General features: G+C 67.9%; 18 protein-coding genes. 12 read left to right on the top strand and 6 right to left on the bottom strand.

Going from position 1 to position 18,458, the window contains the following annotated elements; all coding sequences use genetic code 11:
- Positions 1-2 precede the first annotated feature (2 nt).
- The 7 genes from ACGFIF_RS16530 (at position 3) to ACGFIF_RS16500 (ending at position 7,446) form a co-directional block, all read left to right on the top strand.
- Complete coding sequence (locus ACGFIF_RS16530; protein ID WP_393155251.1) at positions 3-1,487, top strand: mannitol dehydrogenase family protein; 1,485 nt, start codon at positions 3-5, stop codon at positions 1,485-1,487.
- Between the two features lie 20 nt (positions 1,488-1,507).
- The gene (locus ACGFIF_RS16525) at positions 1,508-2,872 is read left to right on the top strand and encodes an MFS transporter (protein WP_393155250.1); all 1,365 of its coding nucleotides are present in this window, start codon (positions 1,508-1,510) and stop codon (positions 2,870-2,872) included.
- A gap of 24 nt (positions 2,873-2,896) precedes the next feature.
- Positions 2,897-3,904, top strand: coding sequence for a zinc-binding dehydrogenase (locus tag ACGFIF_RS16520; protein ID WP_393155248.1), 1,008 nt, complete (start codon positions 2,897-2,899; stop codon positions 3,902-3,904).
- A 76-nt stretch (positions 3,905-3,980) separates the two neighbouring features.
- Positions 3,981-5,375, top strand: a complete 1,395-nt coding sequence (locus ACGFIF_RS16515; RefSeq protein WP_393155247.1) for a DHA2 family efflux MFS transporter permease subunit — start codon at positions 3,981-3,983, stop codon at positions 5,373-5,375.
- The gene (locus ACGFIF_RS16510) at positions 5,372-6,319 is read left to right on the top strand and encodes a sigma-70 family RNA polymerase sigma factor (RefSeq protein WP_393155246.1); all 948 of its coding nucleotides are present in this window, start codon (positions 5,372-5,374) and stop codon (positions 6,317-6,319) included. Before ACGFIF_RS16515 ends, ACGFIF_RS16510 begins: the two co-directional genes overlap by 4 nt.
- A 13-nt stretch (positions 6,320-6,332) precedes the next feature.
- Complete coding sequence (locus tag ACGFIF_RS16505) at positions 6,333-7,088, top strand: isocitrate lyase/phosphoenolpyruvate mutase family protein (protein ID WP_393155245.1); 756 nt, start codon at positions 6,333-6,335, stop codon at positions 7,086-7,088.
- A gap of 154 nt (positions 7,089-7,242) precedes the next feature.
- The gene (locus tag ACGFIF_RS16500; RefSeq protein ID WP_393155243.1) at positions 7,243-7,446 is read left to right on the top strand and encodes an antitoxin; all 204 of its coding nucleotides are present in this window, start codon (positions 7,243-7,245) and stop codon (positions 7,444-7,446) included.
- A gap of 61 nt (positions 7,447-7,507) precedes the next feature.
- On the opposite strand, the gene ACGFIF_RS16495 is transcribed toward ACGFIF_RS16500, so the two are convergent.
- The gene (locus ACGFIF_RS16495; RefSeq protein WP_393155241.1) at positions 7,508-8,710 is read right to left on the bottom strand and encodes a ricin-type beta-trefoil lectin domain protein; all 1,203 of its coding nucleotides are present in this window, start codon (positions 8,708-8,710) and stop codon (positions 7,508-7,510) included.
- Positions 8,711-8,838: 128 nt separating this feature from the next.
- On the opposite strand from ACGFIF_RS16495, the gene ACGFIF_RS16490 reads away from it, so the two are divergent.
- Positions 8,839-9,006 (top strand): hypothetical protein, encoded by a 168-nt coding sequence (locus tag ACGFIF_RS16490; protein WP_393155240.1) that lies wholly within the window; start codon positions 8,839-8,841, stop codon positions 9,004-9,006.
- A 187-nt stretch (positions 9,007-9,193) separates the two neighbouring features.
- On the opposite strand, the gene ACGFIF_RS16485 is transcribed toward ACGFIF_RS16490, so the two are convergent.
- From ACGFIF_RS16485 to ACGFIF_RS16470, 4 genes are read right to left on the bottom strand one after another with little or no spacing between them, the layout of a single operon-like run.
- Positions 9,194-11,146 (bottom strand): glycoside hydrolase family 2 protein, encoded by a 1,953-nt coding sequence (locus ACGFIF_RS16485; RefSeq protein ID WP_393155239.1) that lies wholly within the window; start codon positions 11,144-11,146, stop codon positions 9,194-9,196.
- Between the two features lie 24 nt (positions 11,147-11,170).
- Positions 11,171-12,013, bottom strand: coding sequence for a carbohydrate ABC transporter permease (locus ACGFIF_RS16480; RefSeq protein ID WP_393155237.1), 843 nt, complete (start codon positions 12,011-12,013; stop codon positions 11,171-11,173).
- Entirely contained in the window at positions 12,010-12,924 is a 915-nt protein-coding gene (locus tag ACGFIF_RS16475) for a carbohydrate ABC transporter permease (RefSeq protein ID WP_393155235.1), read from the bottom strand. The genes ACGFIF_RS16480 and ACGFIF_RS16475 overlap by 4 nt, the downstream gene beginning before the upstream one ends.
- Positions 12,924-14,297, bottom strand: a complete 1,374-nt coding sequence (locus ACGFIF_RS16470) for an ABC transporter substrate-binding protein (protein WP_393155234.1) — start codon at positions 14,295-14,297, stop codon at positions 12,924-12,926. The genes ACGFIF_RS16475 and ACGFIF_RS16470 overlap by 1 nt, the downstream gene beginning before the upstream one ends.
- A 111-nt stretch (positions 14,298-14,408) precedes the next feature.
- Here ACGFIF_RS16470 and ACGFIF_RS16465 point away from each other — a divergent pair, with 111 nt between their 5' ends.
- From ACGFIF_RS16465 to ACGFIF_RS16455, 3 genes are all read left to right on the top strand, one after another.
- Positions 14,409-15,428 (top strand): LacI family DNA-binding transcriptional regulator, encoded by a 1,020-nt coding sequence (locus ACGFIF_RS16465; protein ID WP_393155232.1) that lies wholly within the window; start codon positions 14,409-14,411, stop codon positions 15,426-15,428.
- A gap of 142 nt (positions 15,429-15,570) precedes the next feature.
- Positions 15,571-16,515 (top strand): extracellular solute-binding protein, encoded by a 945-nt coding sequence (locus ACGFIF_RS16460; protein WP_393155231.1) that lies wholly within the window; start codon positions 15,571-15,573, stop codon positions 16,513-16,515.
- The gene (locus ACGFIF_RS16455; protein ID WP_393155229.1) at positions 16,512-17,219 is read left to right on the top strand and encodes a hypothetical protein; all 708 of its coding nucleotides are present in this window, start codon (positions 16,512-16,514) and stop codon (positions 17,217-17,219) included. Before ACGFIF_RS16460 ends, ACGFIF_RS16455 begins: the two co-directional genes overlap by 4 nt.
- Positions 17,220-17,344: 125 nt before the next feature.
- On the opposite strand, the gene ACGFIF_RS16450 is transcribed toward ACGFIF_RS16455, so the two are convergent.
- The gene (locus tag ACGFIF_RS16450; RefSeq protein ID WP_393155227.1) at positions 17,345-17,797 is read right to left on the bottom strand and encodes a pyridoxamine 5'-phosphate oxidase family protein; all 453 of its coding nucleotides are present in this window, start codon (positions 17,795-17,797) and stop codon (positions 17,345-17,347) included.
- 79 nt (positions 17,798-17,876) lie between these two features.
- Here ACGFIF_RS16450 and ACGFIF_RS16445 point away from each other — a divergent pair, with 79 nt between their 5' ends.
- Complete coding sequence (locus ACGFIF_RS16445) at positions 17,877-18,455, top strand: TetR/AcrR family transcriptional regulator (protein ID WP_393155225.1); 579 nt, start codon at positions 17,877-17,879, stop codon at positions 18,453-18,455.
- Positions 18,456-18,458 lie beyond the last annotated feature (3 nt).

The raw sequence follows: 18,458 nt of genomic DNA, 5'->3' as shown, positions 1-18,458 counted from the left end.
ATGTGTCTCCGACCCTGAGCCGCCGTTCTGTTCCGCGGCACCTGCTCACCCTCGACCACAAGCCGTCCACCACCGGCATCGTCCATCTCGGACTCGGCAACTTCCACCGCGCGCACCAGGCGGTCTACACAGCACAAGCCGGCGACTGGGGAATCCTCGGCGTCGCCAGCCGCTCGGCATCGGTTGCTGATGCTCTGAATGACCAGGACGGGCTCTACTCCGTGCTGGAGCTGTCGCCCGACGGTTCGTCGATCAGCGTGCCCGGCGTCCACACCGGCGCCATCGTCGCCGCCCACGATCCCGCGGCCGTCGTCGGCGCGATCGAAGCCGAGGACACCCGCATCGTGTCCCTGACCGTGACCGAGCACGGGTACTGCATGGACCCGAGCAGCCACCGACTCGCCCTGAACCACCCGGGCGTCGTCAGTGACCTCACCGGCAGCACGCCGGTCACCGTCATCGGGCAGATCGCCCGCGCACTCGAAGCGCGGGCCGCCACCCATCGCCGCCCGATCACTGTGCTGAGCTGCGACAACATGCAGTCGAACGGCACGCAAACCCGCCGCCTGATCCTCGAGTTCCTCCAGGCAGCGAACAGTCCGGCCGCCGACTGGGTCGCCGAATTCGTCACCTACCCGAACTCGATGGTCGACCGGATCGTGCCCGCGACCACGGATGCCTACCGCGCGACGGCGTACGAGCTTCTCGGCGTCGACGACCGCAGCCCGGTCCCGGCCGAGCCGTTCACGATGTGGGTGATGGAGGATCGCTTCGCCGCCGGGCGCCCGGCGTGGGAGCGGGCCGGCGCGGTCTTCTCCGACGAGGTCGAGGCGTACGAGCTGATCAAGCTGCGGCTGCTCAACGGCACCCACTCGCTGATCGCGTACCTCGGCGCGCTGGACGGCCGCGCGACCATCCCCGAATCACGGGCCCAGGACTTCATCGAGTACGCCGCCCGCGCCGTACTCGAGGACGAATACCTGCCCAGCATCACCCTGCCGCACGGTTTCGACGTCGAGGCGTACGTCGAATCGCTCTTCCAGCGGTGGTCGAACGGCGCCCTCGGTCATCGGACCCAGCAGGTCGGCACCGACGGGTCCGTCAAGCTCCCGCAACGTGTCCCGCAGCCGGCGCTGCGGTTGCTGGACCAGGGCGTCATGCCCGAGCATCTCGCTCTGACGATCGCCGCCTGGCTGTGCTGCGTCGTACCGCTGCCAGGCTTCGATCCCGGGCCGCACGCCCACGCCATGGTCGACCCGGCCCGCGACCGTCTTGCCACCCTCGCGACGAGTGCCGTCAACCTGACGGATCTGGTCCGGAAGACCTGCACCCAGGTCTTTCCCACTGAGCTTGCTGAGAGCAACCAATTCGTCCAGCGCATCGCCGAGTACGTCGCCGTCATCAGCACCGACGGCGTCCGAGCCGCCGCCCGTCAGGCCGCGCGCTCCCGCACCCCTCACCAGCCGCAGGCATCGCCCGCGGCCTGACGTATCCCAGAGGATCCGCCATGGAATCAGTCTCCACCCCGGCCACCACGGCCACGGCCCAGCCGGAACCGCCCCGCCAGGAAGTCCGCCGCGCCGCCCTCGCCGGCCTGATCGGCACCGCCCTCGAACAGTACGACTTCGTCATCTACGGCACCGCCTCCGCGCTGGTCTTCAGCACCCTGTTCTTCCCGAACATCTCGCCCACGGCCGGCCTGCTGGCCAGCTTCAGCGCCTACGCGGTCGGCTTCTGCGCCCGCCCGCTCGGCGGCTTCTTCTTCTCGCGGTACGGCGATCGCCTCGGGCGCAAGTGGATCCTGGTGGCCACGTTGACCCTGATGGGCATTTCGACCATGGCGATCGGCGTGCTGCCGACGTACGAGAGCGTGGGTGTCTGGGCGCCGATCCTGCTGGTGCTCAGCCGGTTCCTCCAGGGCTTCGGCGCGGGCGCCGAGCAGTCCGGCGGCGCCACGCTGCTGACCGAGACCGCGGCGGTTGGTCGTCGCGGCCGGCTGGCTGCGCTGATCATGACCGGCGCGGCAGCGGGGACCGCGCTCGGCGCCGGAGCGTGGGCGCTGGTCCAGCTCCTGCCGGAGGAGCAACTGCTGTCGTGGGGTTGGCGGTTGGTCTTCCTGAGCAGCGCGTTCGTCACGGTGGCGGCGTACATCCTGCGGCGGAAGCTGAAGGAGACCCCTGTCTTCACCGAGATCAAGGCCGAGCGGGTCGCCGCCGCGGCGCCGGTGCGGGAGGTGTTCCGCAACGGGAAGAAGGCGGTCGCCCTGGTGACCCTGATGACGGTCGGGCTGAGCGTGCAGTCGTACACCTACCAGGTGTTCATGGCCTCCTACCTCAAGGGCACGGTGAAGATCGACGCCCAGACAGTGCCGGAGATCCTCCTGGTCGGCGCGCTTTTCGGCGGTCTCGGCGCGATCGTGCTCGGGTATCTGTCCGACCTGTTCGGCCGGCGGACGGTGTTCCTCGGGATCGCCGGACTGCTGCTGGTGCTGCCGTTCCCGACCTTCCTTGCCCTGAGCACCGGAAATCTCACCATCATCTATCTGGCCATGATCGTCGGCTTCGTCTTCGCCTGCCAGGGCGGGGTCGCGGTGACGATGAGCTACTTCCCGGAGATGTTCGGCAGCCGCTACCGGTACGCCGGGGTCACCCTCGGCCGTGAGTTCGCCGCGGTCCTCGGTGGCGGTTTCGCCCCGCTGATCGCAGTCGCGCTGCTGGGCGCCTTCGACTCGTGGGTGCCGGTCGCGATCTACATGACGCTCGCGATGGCGGTGACGTTCGGGGCCGCGCTGAAGGCGCCGGAGACCCGGGACCGGGACCTGCTCGCACCGGAGAACGCCACCGACCGCACACTGGCACCAACCGCCGCCTGACCTGTTCCACCGCAGAGGAGAGCCATGAAGGCCATCGTCATCCAGGCCAAGCTCGAGCTCGTCGAGACCGAGCTCCCCACTCCCGCTCCGGACTTGGACCAGGTGCGTCTCCGGATGGCGTACGGCGGCATCTGCGGCTCCGACCTGCACTACTACAACGAGGGCGCGAACGGTGAGTTCGTCGTCCGCGAACCGCTCGTCCCCGGGCACGAGCTCTCCGGCACGGTCGACCTCGACCCGTCCGGCGAGCTCGCGCCCGGGACGCCGGTGACCATCCATCCCGCCACCTTCGGCACCCCCGAGCCGGGGATCGAGGATCGCCCGCACCTCTGGCCCAACGGCGCCTACCTCGGCAGCGCCTCCACCTGGCCGCACACCCAGGGCGGTATGAGCGAGTTCCTGGTCGTGCGCAAGGACATGCTCCGGATCCTGCCCGCCACGCTGCCACTCCGCCGCGCAGCCCTCGCCGAGCCACTCGCCGTCGGGTTGCACGCCATCGCCATCGCGGGTGGGGTCAAGGGCAAGCGGGTGCTGGTGTCCGGCTCCGGCGCCATCGGCCTGCTGACCGCCGCGGGCGCGTTGGCCCTCGGCGCCACCGAGGTGGTGTCGACCGATGTCCTCCCCGGTCCGCTCCGGCGCGCCCGAGAGCTCGGCGTCCACGACACGATCCAGATCGGCGCGCACGACGTCCCGTCCGCGCATTTCGACGTCGTACTGGAGTGCACGGGTATCCCGGCCGCCATCACGGGCGCGCTCGACGCGGCCCGGCGCGCCGCAGTCGTCGTACTCGTGGGCATCCCGCTCAACGAGGCCCGCCCGGTGAACCTCTCCCCGCTCGTCTCCCGGGAGCTCCAACTCCGCGGCACGATGCGCTTCAACGACGAGATCGACCACGCCGTCGACCTGCTCGACACCACCCCGCAGCTCGAGCAGGTCGTCACCCACGAGTTCCCCGCGAACCAGGCCGTCGAGGCCTTCGCCGTCGCCAAGGACTCCAACACCTCCGGCAAAGTCCTCGTCTCCCTCTGGTGAATTCCTGCTCATCGCACCGATGAGTTCCGGGGTCGCGCACGGTCTACACCACGTGAGAGCGAATCCTGGAGAGTCTGTGCGTACGACGAGTGAGCAGCGGTGGGTGTTGGGACTGGCCTCGCTGGGGTCGGTCATGGTGGCGCTGGACGTCCTGGTGGTGGCGGCCGCGCTCACCACCATCCGAGCCGACCTCGGCGCTTCGGCCGAGCAGCTGGAGTGGACGGTCAACGCCTATGGATTGAGTTTCGCGATGCTGCTGATGACCGCGGCAGCGATCGGTGACCGCTGGGGCCGGCGGCGTACGTACGTGGGTGGGCTGGCGCTGTTCACGGTCGCGTCCGTGGCCTGCGCACTGGCCACCTCGCTGCCCTGGCTGATCGCGGCGCGGACCGTCCAAGGTGCCGGCGCGGCCGTGGTGATGCCGCTGGCGATGGGACTTCTCGGTGCGGCGTTCCCGCCCGAGCGGCGCGGACAGGCGATCGGCATCTTCAGTGGCGTCACCGGCATCGCGGTGCTGGGTGGTCCGATGATCGGCGGCGCGGTGACCGAAGGGCTCGCCTGGCAGTGGATCTTCTGGATCAACGTGCCGGTCGGCCTGATCGCGATCCCCCTGGTACTGCGGAAGGTCCCCGAAAGCACCGGCCCGTCCCGGCGGATCGACCTGGTCGGCGCCGTTCTGATCAGCCTCGCGGTGCTCGGGCTGGTCTGGGGAGTCGTCCACGGTGAGGCGGCCGGGTGGTCGAGCGCCGAAGTGCTCGGCTCGTTCGCGGCCGGTGTCGTCCTGCTCGCCGCCTTCGGCGCCTGGGAGGGACGATCGGCTCACCCGATGGTGCCGCTCGGCTACTTCCGCCACCGGACCTTCACCGCGGCGAACGCGGCCGGCTTCTTCCTCAGTGCCGCGCTCTTCAGCGCGGTGTTCTTCCTGTCGCAGTACATGCAGGCGGTGCTCGGCTCAGCTCCCTTCGCCGCGGGTCTGCAACTGTTGCCGTGGACAGCCACGCTCTTCGTCGTCGGTCCGATCGCCGGCCGCCTCGTCGATCGCGTCGGCGAGCGTCCGCTGGTGGTGATCGGGATGGCGCTGCAGACCCTCGGCCTGTTCTGGGTCAGCGAGGCCGCGCACAACACCGGCCAGTACTCCGCCCTCGTCGCGCCGCTCGTGGTCACCGGCTGCGGCATCTCGCTGGCGATGCCGGCCGCGCAGAGTGCGGCCATGGGGGCCTTGCCGCAGGAGGCGGTGGGGATCGCATCCGGGGTCTACAGCATGACCCGGCAACTCGGTGGAGCCGCCGGTGTCGCCGTACTCGGGTCCGTGTTCGCGTCCGCCGGCGGGTACACCGGTCACGGTTTCACCCGGGCGCTTGCGGGTTGCGGCGTACTGTCGTTGCTCGGGGCCCTGGCGGGCCTCGGCATCAGTGCACGACGCCGTACCAGCGGATTGGTCGTCCCCAAGGCGATGGAGGAGGTGGGATGAATCTGGAGGAGGAGTTCGCGCAGCATCGGGCTGGTCTGGTTGCGCACTGTTACCGAATGCTGGGGTCGCTGCACGACGCGGAGGACGCGGTGCAGGACACGTACCTGCGGGCCTGGCGCGGACAGGCGGGCTTCGAGCAGCGCTCGTCGGTCAAGACCTGGCTGTACCGGATCGCCACCAACGTGTGCCTGAACGTCCTGCAGCACAGCAGCCGCCGAATGGTGCCGTCCGCGCTCGGTGCTCCCGGCAACGATCCGGACGAGCTCCAGCCGCACGCGCTCGAGGTGACCTGGTTGGAACCGTTCCCGGATCACCTCCTCGGCGCTGACCCCGCCACCATCGTGGGCGACCGGCAGAGTCTGCGGCTGGCGGTGGTCGCCGCGATGCAACACCTCCCGCCGCGGCAGCGCGCCGTCCTGATCCTGCGTGAGGTGCTGACCTGGCCGGCCACGGAGGTCGCCACCCTGCTCGACACCACGACGGCCGCGGTCAACAGCTCACTGCAGCGCGCTCGGGCGGAGCTGGCGCGGTTACGACCGGCAGAGGAGGACCTCAGCGAGCCGGACGAGCCGGCCCGACGTCACCTCCTGGATCAGTTCTCGACCGCCCTCGAGAGCAAGGATCTCGCCACCCTCGAAGGGCTGCTCACCGCGGACACGCGGTGGGAGATGCCACCGATCCCGACCTGGTTCAGCGGACGGAACGACGTCCTCCGGCTGCTGGACGCCAAGCTCCGGCCCGGTCCGGACCGACGGATCCTGGTCGAGACGTCGGCCAACGGACAGCCCGCGTTCGCCCTGTACATCCACGGCGAGGACGGGCAGTACCACGCGCACTCGATCAAGGTCCTGACCGTGACCAAGGACGGCATCTCGGCCGTCCTGGCCTTCCACCGGCCCACGCTGTTCCCGGCGTTCGGGCTCCCCCTCGTTCACTCCCGTTGAGACGGAGAATTCGATGTCATTGGCAACCACACTCCGGGATCTGCACGTGCCCGGCACACCGGTCGTCCTGCCGAACGCCTGGGACGCCGCCTCGGCCCGGATGGTCGAACAGGCAGGCTTTCCGGCGGTCGCGACGAGCAGCTTCGCGACCGCCACCATCCTCGGGTACGACGACGGCGAACAGGCACCGGTCGACGAAGTACTGAGCGCGGCCACGCGGATCGCGCACTCGGTGTCCGTCCCGGTCACCGTCGACTTCGAGCGCGGTTACCGGCTCACCGCGGCCGAGCTCGTCGAACGCTTCACCGCGACCGGCGCCGTCGGACTCAACCTCGAGGACTCGGAGCCATCGACCGGCGCCATGATCGACCCGTCCGAACAGGCGGACCTCCTGGCCGCGGTCCGGGCCGCGGCCGGCTCGGACCTGGTGATCAATGCACGGATCGACACGTTCATCCGGCGCGCCGGTTCACCCGCGGAACAACTCCGGGCCGCGATCGACCGGGCCGCCCGCTATCTCGCGGCCGGCGCCGACTGCGTCTACCCCATCGGCACCAGCGATCCCGACGTCATCCAGACCCTGGTCAAGGAGATCGCCGGACCGGTGAACGTCAGCTACGGCCAGGGCGACCGCTCCGTCGCCGAGCTCACCGACCTCGGCGTCGCCCGCGTCACCTTCGGCCCCATGGTCCAACGCCACACCTACACCAAGCTGGCCGGAGACATCCTTCCGGCCATCAGCTCCGGCCGGAACCCGTTCACCGCCTGAGGTCCGCTCGCGAGCCCGATTTCTTCAATCTCGACACAATGTTGTCGGGTGAACGGGGGAACAACACCGGGGCGGAGTCCTTGTGTGGGATCGGCCGGATCGGGTAGGAACGGATAGGTAGTCCAAGCAACCATCGAAAGAACGGGGAAAGACGATGGGTATGTTCGACAACCTGCGCGACAAGGCCACCGAGGCCGTCGACGAGCACGGCGACAAGGTGAGCGAGGGCCTGGACAAGGCCGGCGAGTTCGCGAACGAGAAGACCGGCGGCGAGCACGGCGACAAGATCGCCCAGGGCACGGACTTCGCCAAGGACCGGCTCGACGGCCTGGACGGCCAGGACGACGACATCCAGTAGTCGACCGCTGAGCTGACGCCGAGCGGCCGCAGGCGTTCAGGCCCGCGGCCGCTCGCTCGTTCTACGCCGGAACGTTCCACTTCTGCGGATCAAGACCGTTGCAGTCGTAGATCTGCAGGTCGGTCCCGTCCGCCGTGGCGCCACCAGGGCTGTCCAGACAGCGTCCTGACTGAGGATTCAGCAACGAACCATTGGCCTGTGGCTGCCAGATCTGGCCGCCGGCGGGTCCGCAGTCCCACAGCTGGACCTTGGTGAAGTTCGCCGTACCGTTGCCGACGATGTCCAGGCACTTGCCGAAGGACTGGATCCTGCCGTCGGCCATCCTGGTCCACTGCTGACCTGGTACGCCGCTACATGTCCACAACTGCACGAGATTCCCGTTGACCGCGGTGTTGGTGTCCACGTCGAGACACTTCCCGGCCCCGGCCGGACCGGTGATCGCGCCGGTCGGTCCACCGACGACGCCGGTCCCGAACCGCACCTGACACTGGTTGCCGGTGCCGAGCCACGTCGCCGCCAGGTAGAGGAACGACGTACCGCCGGCCGCCGGGATGATCGGCGAGCTGTAGCCCGGGCAGCCCGGGGCACCAGGACCATAACTGCCGGTGGGATTGACATTGACGGGCGCCTCGAGCTCGGTCCAGCTCCCGCTGCCCAGCGACTTGTTCGCGAACACGACCGATCCCGACTCCGCCATCACCGCCTTGTTGCCGGTCGGTCCGGTCACCACACGCTGCCCGGACAACAACAGCGTCCCGTTCGGTCCACCACCAGGCACCCAGGCGATGTACGGCGTATGGAGCAGATGGCGGCCGTCACTCGTCTGGACCAGCGTGCCGGGGTGGTTGGTCGGCGCCCAGTTGAGACCGTCCGCACTGGTCTTGATGTACACCTCGCACGCGTGGTCCGCGTTGGTCGCGTCGCGGCAGAGTTCGTACGTCATCATGAACTGCCCGTTCGGCAGAGTGGTGATGATCGACATCCCCGGCCGGGCCAGGTTGTCGCTCGGGAACGCGACATCCGGGGTGATGCTGCCGCTCCAGGTCACGCCGCCGTTGGTCGAGGTGTAATGACCGATGATCTGGTTGTTGGTCGGCGACCCGGCCGGCCGTTCGTCGGAGATGAAACACGCCAGCGTGTTGTTCGGCGCGAGCAGGAACCACGGCTCCCAGATGCCGTGACCGATGGTGTTCGGCAGGCCGCTGGTCTGGGTGCAGTTCGACAGGTACTGCCAGCTTGCGCCGTGGTCGGTGCTCTTGAACACCTCGATCTTCTGCGCGGTGAAGTTGCCTTCGTGACACCGTACCGGCGGCGAGCAGGTCGCCCTGGTTGAGCCCGTTCGCGGTTCGCGGCACCTCGTAGATGACCGGCGCACCAAGATCCCAGCCCGCCGTGTGGGAGCTGATCGTACTGATCGGCGTGGCACCGAAGCTCGCTCCGCCGTTGGTACTGCGGAAGATCGGGAACGTACTCGGACCGGATTCGTTGCGGCGGGCAAACGTCGCCAGCACGGTCGCGCCGCCGCTTCCGTCATGGGCGAGCCGGATCGCCCGCGGGTAGCTGGCGTCGGCGTTCGGATAGGTGGTGAGGTTGGGGCTGTAGAGCACCTGCCCCGGCGGAGCCGCAGTCGCCGGAGCGGCCGCGAGACCGCCGGCGATCAGGCCGACGGCAACCAGTACTCTGGCCAGTCGACGAATGGACATGAAACCTCCTCTGATAGGCGGATCGAGCGAAGGTCCCCGTGGACTCAGGCGATGTCGACAAAACTCCTCGCGACGACAGCACCCTCCGAGTCGGTCACCCACAACCGCAGCCGACCCGGTGTCGCCTCGACCTCGATCGGGTCGGTGACGACGAAAGGTTTGGCATCGACGGGCGCGGAGCCCGTCGCCCAGTGCAACGTGCCGAGCAACGGCTCCCGGCCGTGATGAGAGATCCGGACCGGAACGATCCCCGAGCCGGTCACGACCAGATCGCGTCCGGGCGCCTCCGGCCTCAGGTCGATGACGAGGGTGGTCTCCGCGTGGACGTCGGACGGTCGCGCGCCACCGAGATCCTTGGTCCGCCGGTCGTACGTGTAGATGCCGACAGTCTCGTGCTCGATGTCGTACAGCTCGGTGTAGATGTAGCCGGCGTTCCGCGCGTGCCGGCGCAACTCCTGGGTCTGCCAGCGCAGATGCCATCCACGCTCGACGCTGGTCGACCCGCCACCGTACTCACCATTGAGCTGGATCAGCTCCGAACCATCGAAGCCGGGAGCCGCGATCGCCTTCTCCGCGACGAACTCCGGCCCGAGCCGGACCGGGAAGGCCCCGTCCGCGGTGTTCACCAACCGATCGACGACGGCAGCCCACGACCCGAGGTTGTCGTCGTAGTAGTGCCAGTCGACCAGATCGGTCTCGACATGCGCCCAGCCCGAGTTGTCCACGACCGGCCGCGTCGGATCCGAATCACGGATGATCCGGTAGGCACGCCGTACCGCGTCCTGTTTCGCCTCGTCACCCGGCACGTCCCAGTCGAGTCCCCACTCCTCGTTGTACGCGCCCCAGATGACGATGCTCGGATGGTTGCTGTCGCGCCCGACCATCCCAGCCGCCACCTCTTCGAAGGCAGCGACGGCTTCAGGAGTGAAGCGCCCGGTGGACGGCGGCTCGGCCCACACCAGCATGCCGAGCTTGTCGGCCCAGTACAGCCACCGCGGGTCCTCCAGCTTCAGATGCTTCCGGACCAGGTTGAACCCGGCCTCGCGCGCCAGCACGATGTCCTGCTTCAGGGCGTCATCGGTCGGCGCGGTGTGACCGCCGGTCGGCCAGAAGCCCTGGTCCAGCACACCACGCACGTACGTCGGTACGCCGTTCAGCAGCAGGTTGTTGCCCTGCCACTCGATCCGACGCAGCCCGGTGTACCCACGGACCGAGTCCTCGCCGGCGGTGACCACGACGTCGTACAGGTGCGGATCCTCCGGGCTCCACAGCCGCGGCTCCGGGATCGGCAGCGTGACCGGCCCGGTCAGCTCGTCGTACTCGCGGACGACGACGCCGGGGATCTCGATCCGTACCGGTGACGGACCGACGAGCGACACCTCGATGCCGTCGAGTTCGGGCGTGGGCCGGAGCGACAGGTGGGAGATGTACGACGCCGGCCGCGGCTCGAGCCACACGGTCTGCCAGATCCCGCTGGACGGGGTGAACGCACAACCGTCGTAGTCGTCGGCCGGCATACTCCGCTGCTTGCCGTGCGGGATGAACCGCTTGTCCACCGGAGCGTGCACCCGGACGACGAGAGTCCCGCCGCCATCGGAGTCGAGCAGGTCGGTGATGTCGGCCTCGAAGGGCAGGTAACCACCTTCATGTTCGACCGCGAGCCGACCGTTGACCCAGACACTCGCGTGATGATGTACAGCGCCGAAGTGCAGAACCGTCTGCTGACCGGCCCACTCCGCCGGCCGCTCGATCCGCCGGCGATACCAGGCGGTCGGGAGCCAATGCTCGAGCACACCCGAGGCTGGGTGTTCCCACGGGAATGGGACGACGATGGTCGACGTACCGTCAATGGACGGCCAACTGTCCGGCTGTTGCCAGCCGGCGCCGTGCCCCAGGTCGTCAGGGTCGGCGGCGAAGTCCCACTCCCCGTTGAGGTTCAGCCAGTGCGCCGAGCGATCGAAGTGCGGGCGGGGGTATTCGGGACGAGGTGTGTTCACGATTGGTTCTCCAAGTGGGGTGCGTCAGCCTTTGAGGCTGCCGGCCATGACGCCCTTGATCAGGTGACGTTGCAGGACGATGAAGACGATGAGCACCGGGATCGCGGCGATGGTGCTGGCGGCGAGCAGCTGGCCCCAGACGCTGGTCCAGTCGGCGCCGAGCTGACCGGAGCGGATGTTCTGCGCCAAGGCGGAGAGCATCACCTGCAGGGTCTGGTGCTGCTCGTCGTTCACCGCCACAACCGGCCAGACGAAGTCGTTGTAGATGTTGATGAAGGTCAGTACGCCGAGTGCCGCCAGACCCGGCCGGATCACCGGGAGCACGATGCTCGCGAAGATCCGCAGCTCACCGGCCCCATCGACCCGGGCCGCGTCGAGGAGTTCGTCCGGGATGGACATGATCACCTGACGCATCCAGAACACCCCGAAGGCGTCGATCGCACCGGGCAGGATCAGCGCCTGGAACGTGCTGACCCAGCGGAGCTGACTCATCTCCAGCAACAGCGGGATCAGCAGCACCAGGGTCGGCAGCATCAACGTGGCCAGCACGGTCCCGAACAGCAGCCGCTTGCCGGGGAAGTCGTACTTCGCGAACGCGAACCCGGCCATCGGGCAGAAGATCATCGTCAGCGCGCCCTTGATCAGGACGACGATCGCGGTGTTCCGGAAGCCGGTCTCGATCGGGATCGTGTCCAGCATCGCCCGGAAGTTGTGCAGCGTCAGCTGACCTGGATCGAAGCTGAACGGCCGGGCGATGATGTCCCCACCGGGTTTCAGCGACGAGACCATCATCCACAACAACGGCGCCAGACTGATCACACCGGCCACAGTCAGCAGTCCATAGCGTCCAACGACACCGAGTTTCATCGGTCCTCCCTCGAACGCAGTAGCCGGATGGAGGCGAGTGACAGGGCGAGCACCATCACCACGAGCAGCATCGAGTTCGCGGCACCGAGTCCGAGGTCGGAGTTGGTGATGTGCTTGTACAGGTAGAGCCCGGCGGTCCGGGTGCCGTTGAATGGTCCGCCGCCGGTCACGACGTACGGCTCGGCGAACAACTGGAACACGGTCAGCGTCCCGATCACCACGACGAAGCTCAACGTCCGGGTGACCAGCGGCACCGTGATCGACCAGAACTGATGCCATGCGCCCGCTCCGTCGATCCGGGCCGCCTCGTACACATCGGACGGGATCGACGACAACCCGGCCATCAGCAGGATCACGGCGTACCCGGTCGTCCTCCAGAGGACCAGCAGCGCTACCGTCACCTTGGCCCAGATCGACGTCGTCAGCCAGCCGACCGCCGGCAGACCGAGTGAGGTCAGACCGTGGTTGACCGCGCCGAAGTCCTTGTCGAACAAGATGATCCAGACCTGCGCCATCGCCACCAGCGGCGTCACGAACGGCGCGATCAGCGCGGCACTGAACAGCCCGCGAAACCTTGCCTTGCGCAACGCCACCGCGATCGTCAACGCGAGCAGCACCTGCGCCGGTACGACGAGCAGCCACAGCGCACCGGACGTCGCCATCGACTGCCAGAAGTCCGGACTGGCCAGCAGGAACCGGTAGTTCGCGATCCCGATGAACTCCAGGACGCCGGCGCCCTTCCAGTTGGTGAAACTCAACTGGAGTGCGAAGAAGATCGGGTAGGCGCTGAACGCCGCGAAGATCAGGACGAACGGTGCGACGAACAGGTAGGGTGCGGCCTTGACCCGACGGCGGCGTCGTACCGGACGCGCCTCCCGCCGGGTGCCGGCCGCTTCGGTGACGGTCACCATCAACTGGGCCCCATCAGGTTCTTCTGGATCTGGGTCGCCGACGTCTTGAGCACCTCGTCCGGGCTCATCTGTCCGGCGAGCAGCTTCTGCACGTTGACGCCGAAGTAGTCGACCGCCTTGCCCCACCAGGTCGGGATCGTGTACCCGCCGGGGACCTGCTTGCCGGCCTCGACCGCCACCTTCCACAGGTCCTGGCCGCCGAGCGCGTCGATCGGCTTGAACAGCGGAGTGTTCGGATCGAGGGCCGGGAGGTACGACGGGATTGAGGTGTTCAGGCCACCCGGGTACACGTCGTTCGGCCCGTAGACCGCGGTGTAGCCCTCCTTGCTGAAGACGAGGTGCTCGTACAGCCGCCAGGCCAGCTCCGGATTCTTCGACTTGGCCGGGATGACGAACGACGAGCCGCCCATCACGCCCGCCCGCGGACCGCCCGCCTGCCAAGCGGGCAGCGCCATCGCCCGCCACTTGCCCTTGCTTGCTTTCAGCAACTGCTGCGGCGCGAACACGAACCACTGCGCCCACGGCACGAACACCTGGGTGCCGTTGTCCTGGGTCTGCAGATCGGTCGGCTGGGTGTACTTCGCCAGCGTCCCCAGGCCTTCGGAGCGGACTGTGTCCAGCCAGGTGAGCGTCTTGCGGTAGGGATCGGAGTCGATCGTGAGTTTGCCCTGGGCATCGACCATCGCGCCGCCCTGCTGGTTGGCGAACATGTCGACCCACAACTGGGCCAGGAACTGGTCGTTCTCCAGATGGATCGGCCGGGCCTTGGGGAACTTGTCCCGGACCGTCGTGGCGGCGCCGAGCAGGGCGTCGTACGTGGTCAGGCTCGCCGGGTCGACGCCGGCCTGGGTGACGATGTCCTCGCGGTAGAACAGCAGTCCGGGGTCGAGGTCCCACGGGACCGCGACGACCTTGCCGTCGACGGTGACCACGCCCAGCTTGTACGGCGCGATGTCCGGCTTGTACCGCTCGATCAGCTGACTGAGGTCGTGCAGATGCGGTGCGACACCGGTCAGCAGCGCGTCGTCGTAGAAGGCACCGTCGGGGACACCGGCACCGCTGATCAGCGTGGCCGGGAGCTTGGCGTTGATGTCGACGGCGAGGTGGTTGACCTTCACCTGCGGGTACTTCGCGGTGAAGGTCGCGATCGCCTTGTCGAACACCTTGAACAGGTCGCCGGTGCGGTCCCAGATGGTGATCTCACCGGACGGCGGCGTGCTCGCACTGCTGGTGGGCAGCGGGCTGCTGCCGGTGGTGTTGCCCGGGGCGCAGGCGCCGAGGCCACCGGCCACCAGGGCGGCACCAGCGCCCCGGAGCACGGTCCGGCGGGAAACCTGACCTGAGAGCGTCGGGACTGAAAGGTGATGGGTCATGTCGCGTCCTCATGACTTTGCTGGGGCTTGCAACGTTGCAAACGATGCTGGGAAAGCTAAACTTGCAACGTTGCAAGTGTCAAGAGTTCATCGACCGGGAAGAGGTACCCAGTGCCCGCCACACTGCGTGAAGTCGCCGAACGAGCCGGCGTCTCGGTCCGGACCGTGTCGAACGTCGTCAACGACTTCCCCCAGGTCGCGCCGGAGACGCGGGCGCGGGTGCAGCGCGCGCTCGACGAGCTCGGCTACCAGCCGAACGCGGTCGCCCGGACGCTGCGGCGCGGGCGCTCCGGGCTGATCGCGCTGGTCCTGCCCGAGCTCGACGTACCGTACTTCGCCGAGCTGACCCGGGCCGTGATCGAGCAGGCGGCGGCCGCCGGCTACACGGTCGTCGTGGACCAGACCGACGCCGACCCGGTCCGCGAGCGGGAGTTGGTGATGCGCGGCAGCCGGGCGGCGATGTTCGACGGGCTGATCTTCAACCCGCTCGCGCTGGGCGGTGCCGATTTGCGCGACCGGCCGTCCTCTACGCCGGTGGTGCTGCTGGGTGAGCGCGTGGTCCAGGGCGGACTCGACCACATCATGGTCGACAACGTCGGCGCCGCGGAGCTCGCCACCCGGCACCTGATCGACCTCAGCCGGCAGCGGATCGCCGCGATCGGCGACCAGTCCGACGAGAGTCGCCAGACCGGCCAGCTGCGAACCCAGGGATATCGCAACGCTTTGCGTGCCGCCGGTCTGGAGGTCATCCCGGAGCTGATCCGGCCCACCGAGTTCTTCCACCGCGCCGACGGCGCCGCCGCGATGGCCGACCTGCTCGCGTTGCCCGATCCCCCGGACGCCGTCTTCTGCTACAACGACCTGCTCGCGCTGGGCGCCCTGCGCACGATCCTCAGCCGCGGCCTCCGCGTGCCCGAGGACATCGCCCTCGTCGGTTTCGACGACATCGAGGACGGCCGCTACAGCACGCCCAGCCTCACCACCATCCGGCCGGACAAGACCCAGATCGCCAAGCACGCCGTCCAGCTCCTGCTCGGCCGCCTCGACGGCGACGAGTCCGCACCGGCCGAGGTCGCGGCCGACTACGACCTGGTGGTCCGCGAGAGTACGACCGGCTCCGCGATGCACTGAGCGTCGAAACTATCGGATTTCCGCACCGCTCTTCACAGGCGCCCCGAGACGCTATACCTTGCCTGACACGCGAATGTTATGCGCATAGATTCCAGCAAGTCTCGACATGGTCTCGATAGTTTCGGGCCGCCTCGGAGGAATCATGACCGACTCACGCACCGGCCTCGCCCGCCGGACTCTGCTCAAAGCCGGCCTGGCCGTGGCCGCCGTCGGCGCCACCGGATGCGACGGGAGCGGATCGGCCGGCGAGGCCGGCGATCTGGCCGAGGTGTCGAAGGGGGCGATGACCGACTTCACCGCCGGTCAGCAGTTCACCGCCACCGAGGACCTCACCTTCAGCACGTTCTTCCCCGAGTGGCCGGAGGTGCCGTACCGCAAGGACTGGATGGTCTGGAAGGAGATCACCAAGCGCACCCGGGTCAAACTCGAAGCGAGGGTCGTCCCGCTGAGCGACTACATCAGCAAGCGCAGCCTGCAGATCAGCGCCGGCGACGCACCGCTGCTGATCCCGCTCACGTATGTCGGTGAGGAAAGCTCGCTCACCTCGTCCGGTGCGATCCTGCCGGTGAGCGACTACGTGCATTTGATGCCGAACTTCCGGGCCCGGGTCGAGGAGTACGGGCTGCAGGCCGACCTCGACCGGATGCGTCAGGAGGACGGTCGCTACTACCTGCTGCCCGGGATGTTCCAGGATCGCAATCCGGACTTCAGTCTGACGATCAGAGCCGACCGGTTCGAGCAGGCCGGCATCGCCGTACCGCAGACCTGGGACGAGGTCCGGACCGCGCTGCGCGGACTGAAGGACAAGAACCCCGGGATGTATCCGTTCTCGGACAACTACCAGGGCAACTCCACGCTGAACTTCGCCGCGGTGTCGTTCGGGACGCGGGCAGGCTGGGGCTTCGGCAACGGCATGGTCTTCGACCCGGCCACCGACAGCTTCGTGTACGGGCCGGCCACCTCGCAGCACAAGGACCTGGTCACGTTCTTCCACAGCCTGATCGCCGACGGTCTGATGGATCCGGAGTCGTACACCAGGCCACCGAGCTGGCCGAGCGGAAGTTCGTCACCGGCAAGTCACTGGTGACGAACGGGAACTCCGGCAACATCCCGCTCTGGCGGCGGCAGATGGATCAACTGCTCGGCCCTGGCAAGTACAAGATCACCAAGATCGTGCAGCCGGCCGGGCCCGCGGGTCCGCTGATGGGCGGCGGGCGGCTGTGGCACGGCTTCATGATCAGCGCCGAGGCCCGCAAGCACCCGAACTTCGTCGCCATGCTGCAGTTCGTCGACTGGCTCTGCTACGACAAGGCGGCGAAGGAGTTCGTCAAGTGGGGTGTCGAGGGTGTCACCTACACGAAGGATGCCGCGCGTAAGCGGAAGCTCGCGGACGGGATCGGCTACCTGAGTCTGAACCCAGGCGCCAAGAAGGATCTGGAGCGCGACTACGGCTTCGCCCTGAACGCGCTGCAGGACGGTCTGACGACCGAACTGGAACGCTCGATGCAGTCGGACGAGGAAGTGGCGTTCCAGCAGGCCACGCTGTCGAGTCGCAAGCCGGCGCCCGAGAGTCCACCTGCACCGCTCTCGGACGCCGAACGCGAGCAGGTCACGCTGCTCACGACGCCGCTGAAGGACACTGTCGATCGCCGCACGCTCGAGTTCATCCTTGGGCGGAAGCCTCTCACCGAGTGGGACGCCTTCCAGCAGGAGCTCGAGGCCAAGGGATCGAAGCGTTACTTGGAGCTCGTCAACACGGCCCGCCAACGCTACAAGGACAAGCACGGATAAGCACCCGCCCCTCGCTTCGCTCGGGGCGGGTGAGGTTCTTCGCTCGGGGCGGGGTGAGGTCCTTCGCTCGGGGTGGGAGTGAGAGGAGCGCACCCTTCACTCGCTTGGCTTGCTGGACGACGGCGTCAAGCGAGGTCGTTGGTGAAGTCGGCTGTGTTCCAGTGGGTTGGCTTCATGATGTAGACGAGGTCGGTGGCTGCGGCACCGGCTTCCTCCCAGCCTTTCGCGTACGCGCGGCCGCCTTCTTCGCCGAGGTAGCGGACGGCCAGCGGGAGCAGGTCCTTCTCGGTGTCGGGACGCCGTACTTCGGACAGCGGGCCCTCGACGGTCACATAGCGGTACGGGAGCGTCTCGGACTGCACGACGAGAACGAACCGCTGGGCGGCCTCGAGCGCCACACCCTTGCGCGAACTCGCGTTCATCATGATCGTGACGACGCCGGTCCCGGCGCTGTAGTCGTACCACACGGGCGCACTGATCGGCGCCCGGTCGGGCCGGTCCGACGCGACGCTGAGGACGCCGACCCGGACGTCGGACAGGAACGCCTCGCGCTCGGCGACGGTCATGCGGTCTGGCATGGAGGTTCCCTTCATCGGTTCATTTCTAGGTCAATGACCCATACTAGGTCATTGACCTAGAGCGGTAGACTGCCTGTCCATGAGCAGCTCGCTGAGCCAGCGCGGCCAGACCCGGCGCGACGCGGTACTGGCGACCGCGCGTGACCTGCTGGTCGAGGAGGGGTTCGACCAGTTCGTGCTGCGCCGGGTCGCGGCCAAGGCGGAGATGAAACTCGGGAACCTGCAGTACTACTTCGCCACCCGCGACGATCTGCTCGAGGCGGTCATCCGGGCCGAGTTCGACCACGACCTCGAGGCTGTCCGGCAGGCGACGACCGTCGAGTCGGCCGAAGGCCTGAAGACCGCCGCCCGCGCGCTCGTCCGGAACTGGACCACCGGCGCCGGCAGCATCTTCGGAACCATGTCGTTGCTCGCCTACCACCACGAGCGATTCCGCGAGCTCAACCGCGAGATCTACGAGACCTTCTACCGCGAGCTCGGCGTCCTGGTCCGCCGGGTCTCCCCCGGGTTGCGTGACGCGGAGGTCGCCGCCCGGGCCCGGCTGATCACCTCGGTCCTCGACGGCGTCGCCCTGCAGATCCACGCCGGCGCAACCAGCCGCCGCGAGCTCACCAACCGGGCCGCGGACCTGGTGGTGACGGTCGCGAGCGGCGCTTAGCCG

The organism is Kribbella sp. NPDC049174, assembly GCF_043197365.1.
GTDB lineage: Bacteria > Actinomycetota > Actinomycetes > Propionibacteriales > Kribbellaceae > Kribbella.
The sequence above is the reverse complement of the archived record's forward strand: the minus strand, read 5'-3'. Positions and strand labels throughout refer to the sequence as shown.

What these genes read in the sequence shown, in the direction of transcription:
- ACGFIF_RS16525 (WP_393155250.1), top strand. Translation starts at nt 1,508, where the DNA reads ATGGAATCAGTCTCCACCCCGGCCACCACGGCCACGGCCCAGCCGGAA.
- ACGFIF_RS16475 (WP_393155235.1), bottom strand. Translation starts at nt 12,924, where the DNA reads ATGGTGACCGTCACCGAAGCGGCCGGCACCCGGCGGGAGGCGCGTCCG.
- ACGFIF_RS16480 (WP_393155237.1), bottom strand. Translation starts at nt 12,013, where the DNA reads ATGAAACTCGGTGTCGTTGGACGCTATGGACTGCTGACTGTGGCCGGT.
- ACGFIF_RS16460 (WP_393155231.1), top strand. Translation starts at nt 15,571, where the DNA reads ATGACCGACTCACGCACCGGCCTCGCCCGCCGGACTCTGCTCAAAGCC.
- ACGFIF_RS16505 (WP_393155245.1), top strand. Translation starts at nt 6,333, where the DNA reads ATGTCATTGGCAACCACACTCCGGGATCTGCACGTGCCCGGCACACCG.
- ACGFIF_RS16470 (WP_393155234.1), bottom strand. Translation starts at nt 14,297, where the DNA reads ATGACCCATCACCTTTCAGTCCCGACGCTCTCAGGTCAGGTTTCCCGC.
- ACGFIF_RS16520 (WP_393155248.1), top strand. Translation starts at nt 2,897, where the DNA reads ATGAAGGCCATCGTCATCCAGGCCAAGCTCGAGCTCGTCGAGACCGAG.
- ACGFIF_RS16510 (WP_393155246.1), top strand. Translation starts at nt 5,372, where the DNA reads ATGAATCTGGAGGAGGAGTTCGCGCAGCATCGGGCTGGTCTGGTTGCG.
- ACGFIF_RS16500 (WP_393155243.1), top strand. Translation starts at nt 7,243, where the DNA reads ATGGGTATGTTCGACAACCTGCGCGACAAGGCCACCGAGGCCGTCGAC.
- ACGFIF_RS16445 (WP_393155225.1), top strand. Translation starts at nt 17,877, where the DNA reads ATGAGCAGCTCGCTGAGCCAGCGCGGCCAGACCCGGCGCGACGCGGTA.
- ACGFIF_RS16450 (WP_393155227.1), bottom strand. Translation starts at nt 17,797, where the DNA reads ATGCCAGACCGCATGACCGTCGCCGAGCGCGAGGCGTTCCTGTCCGAC.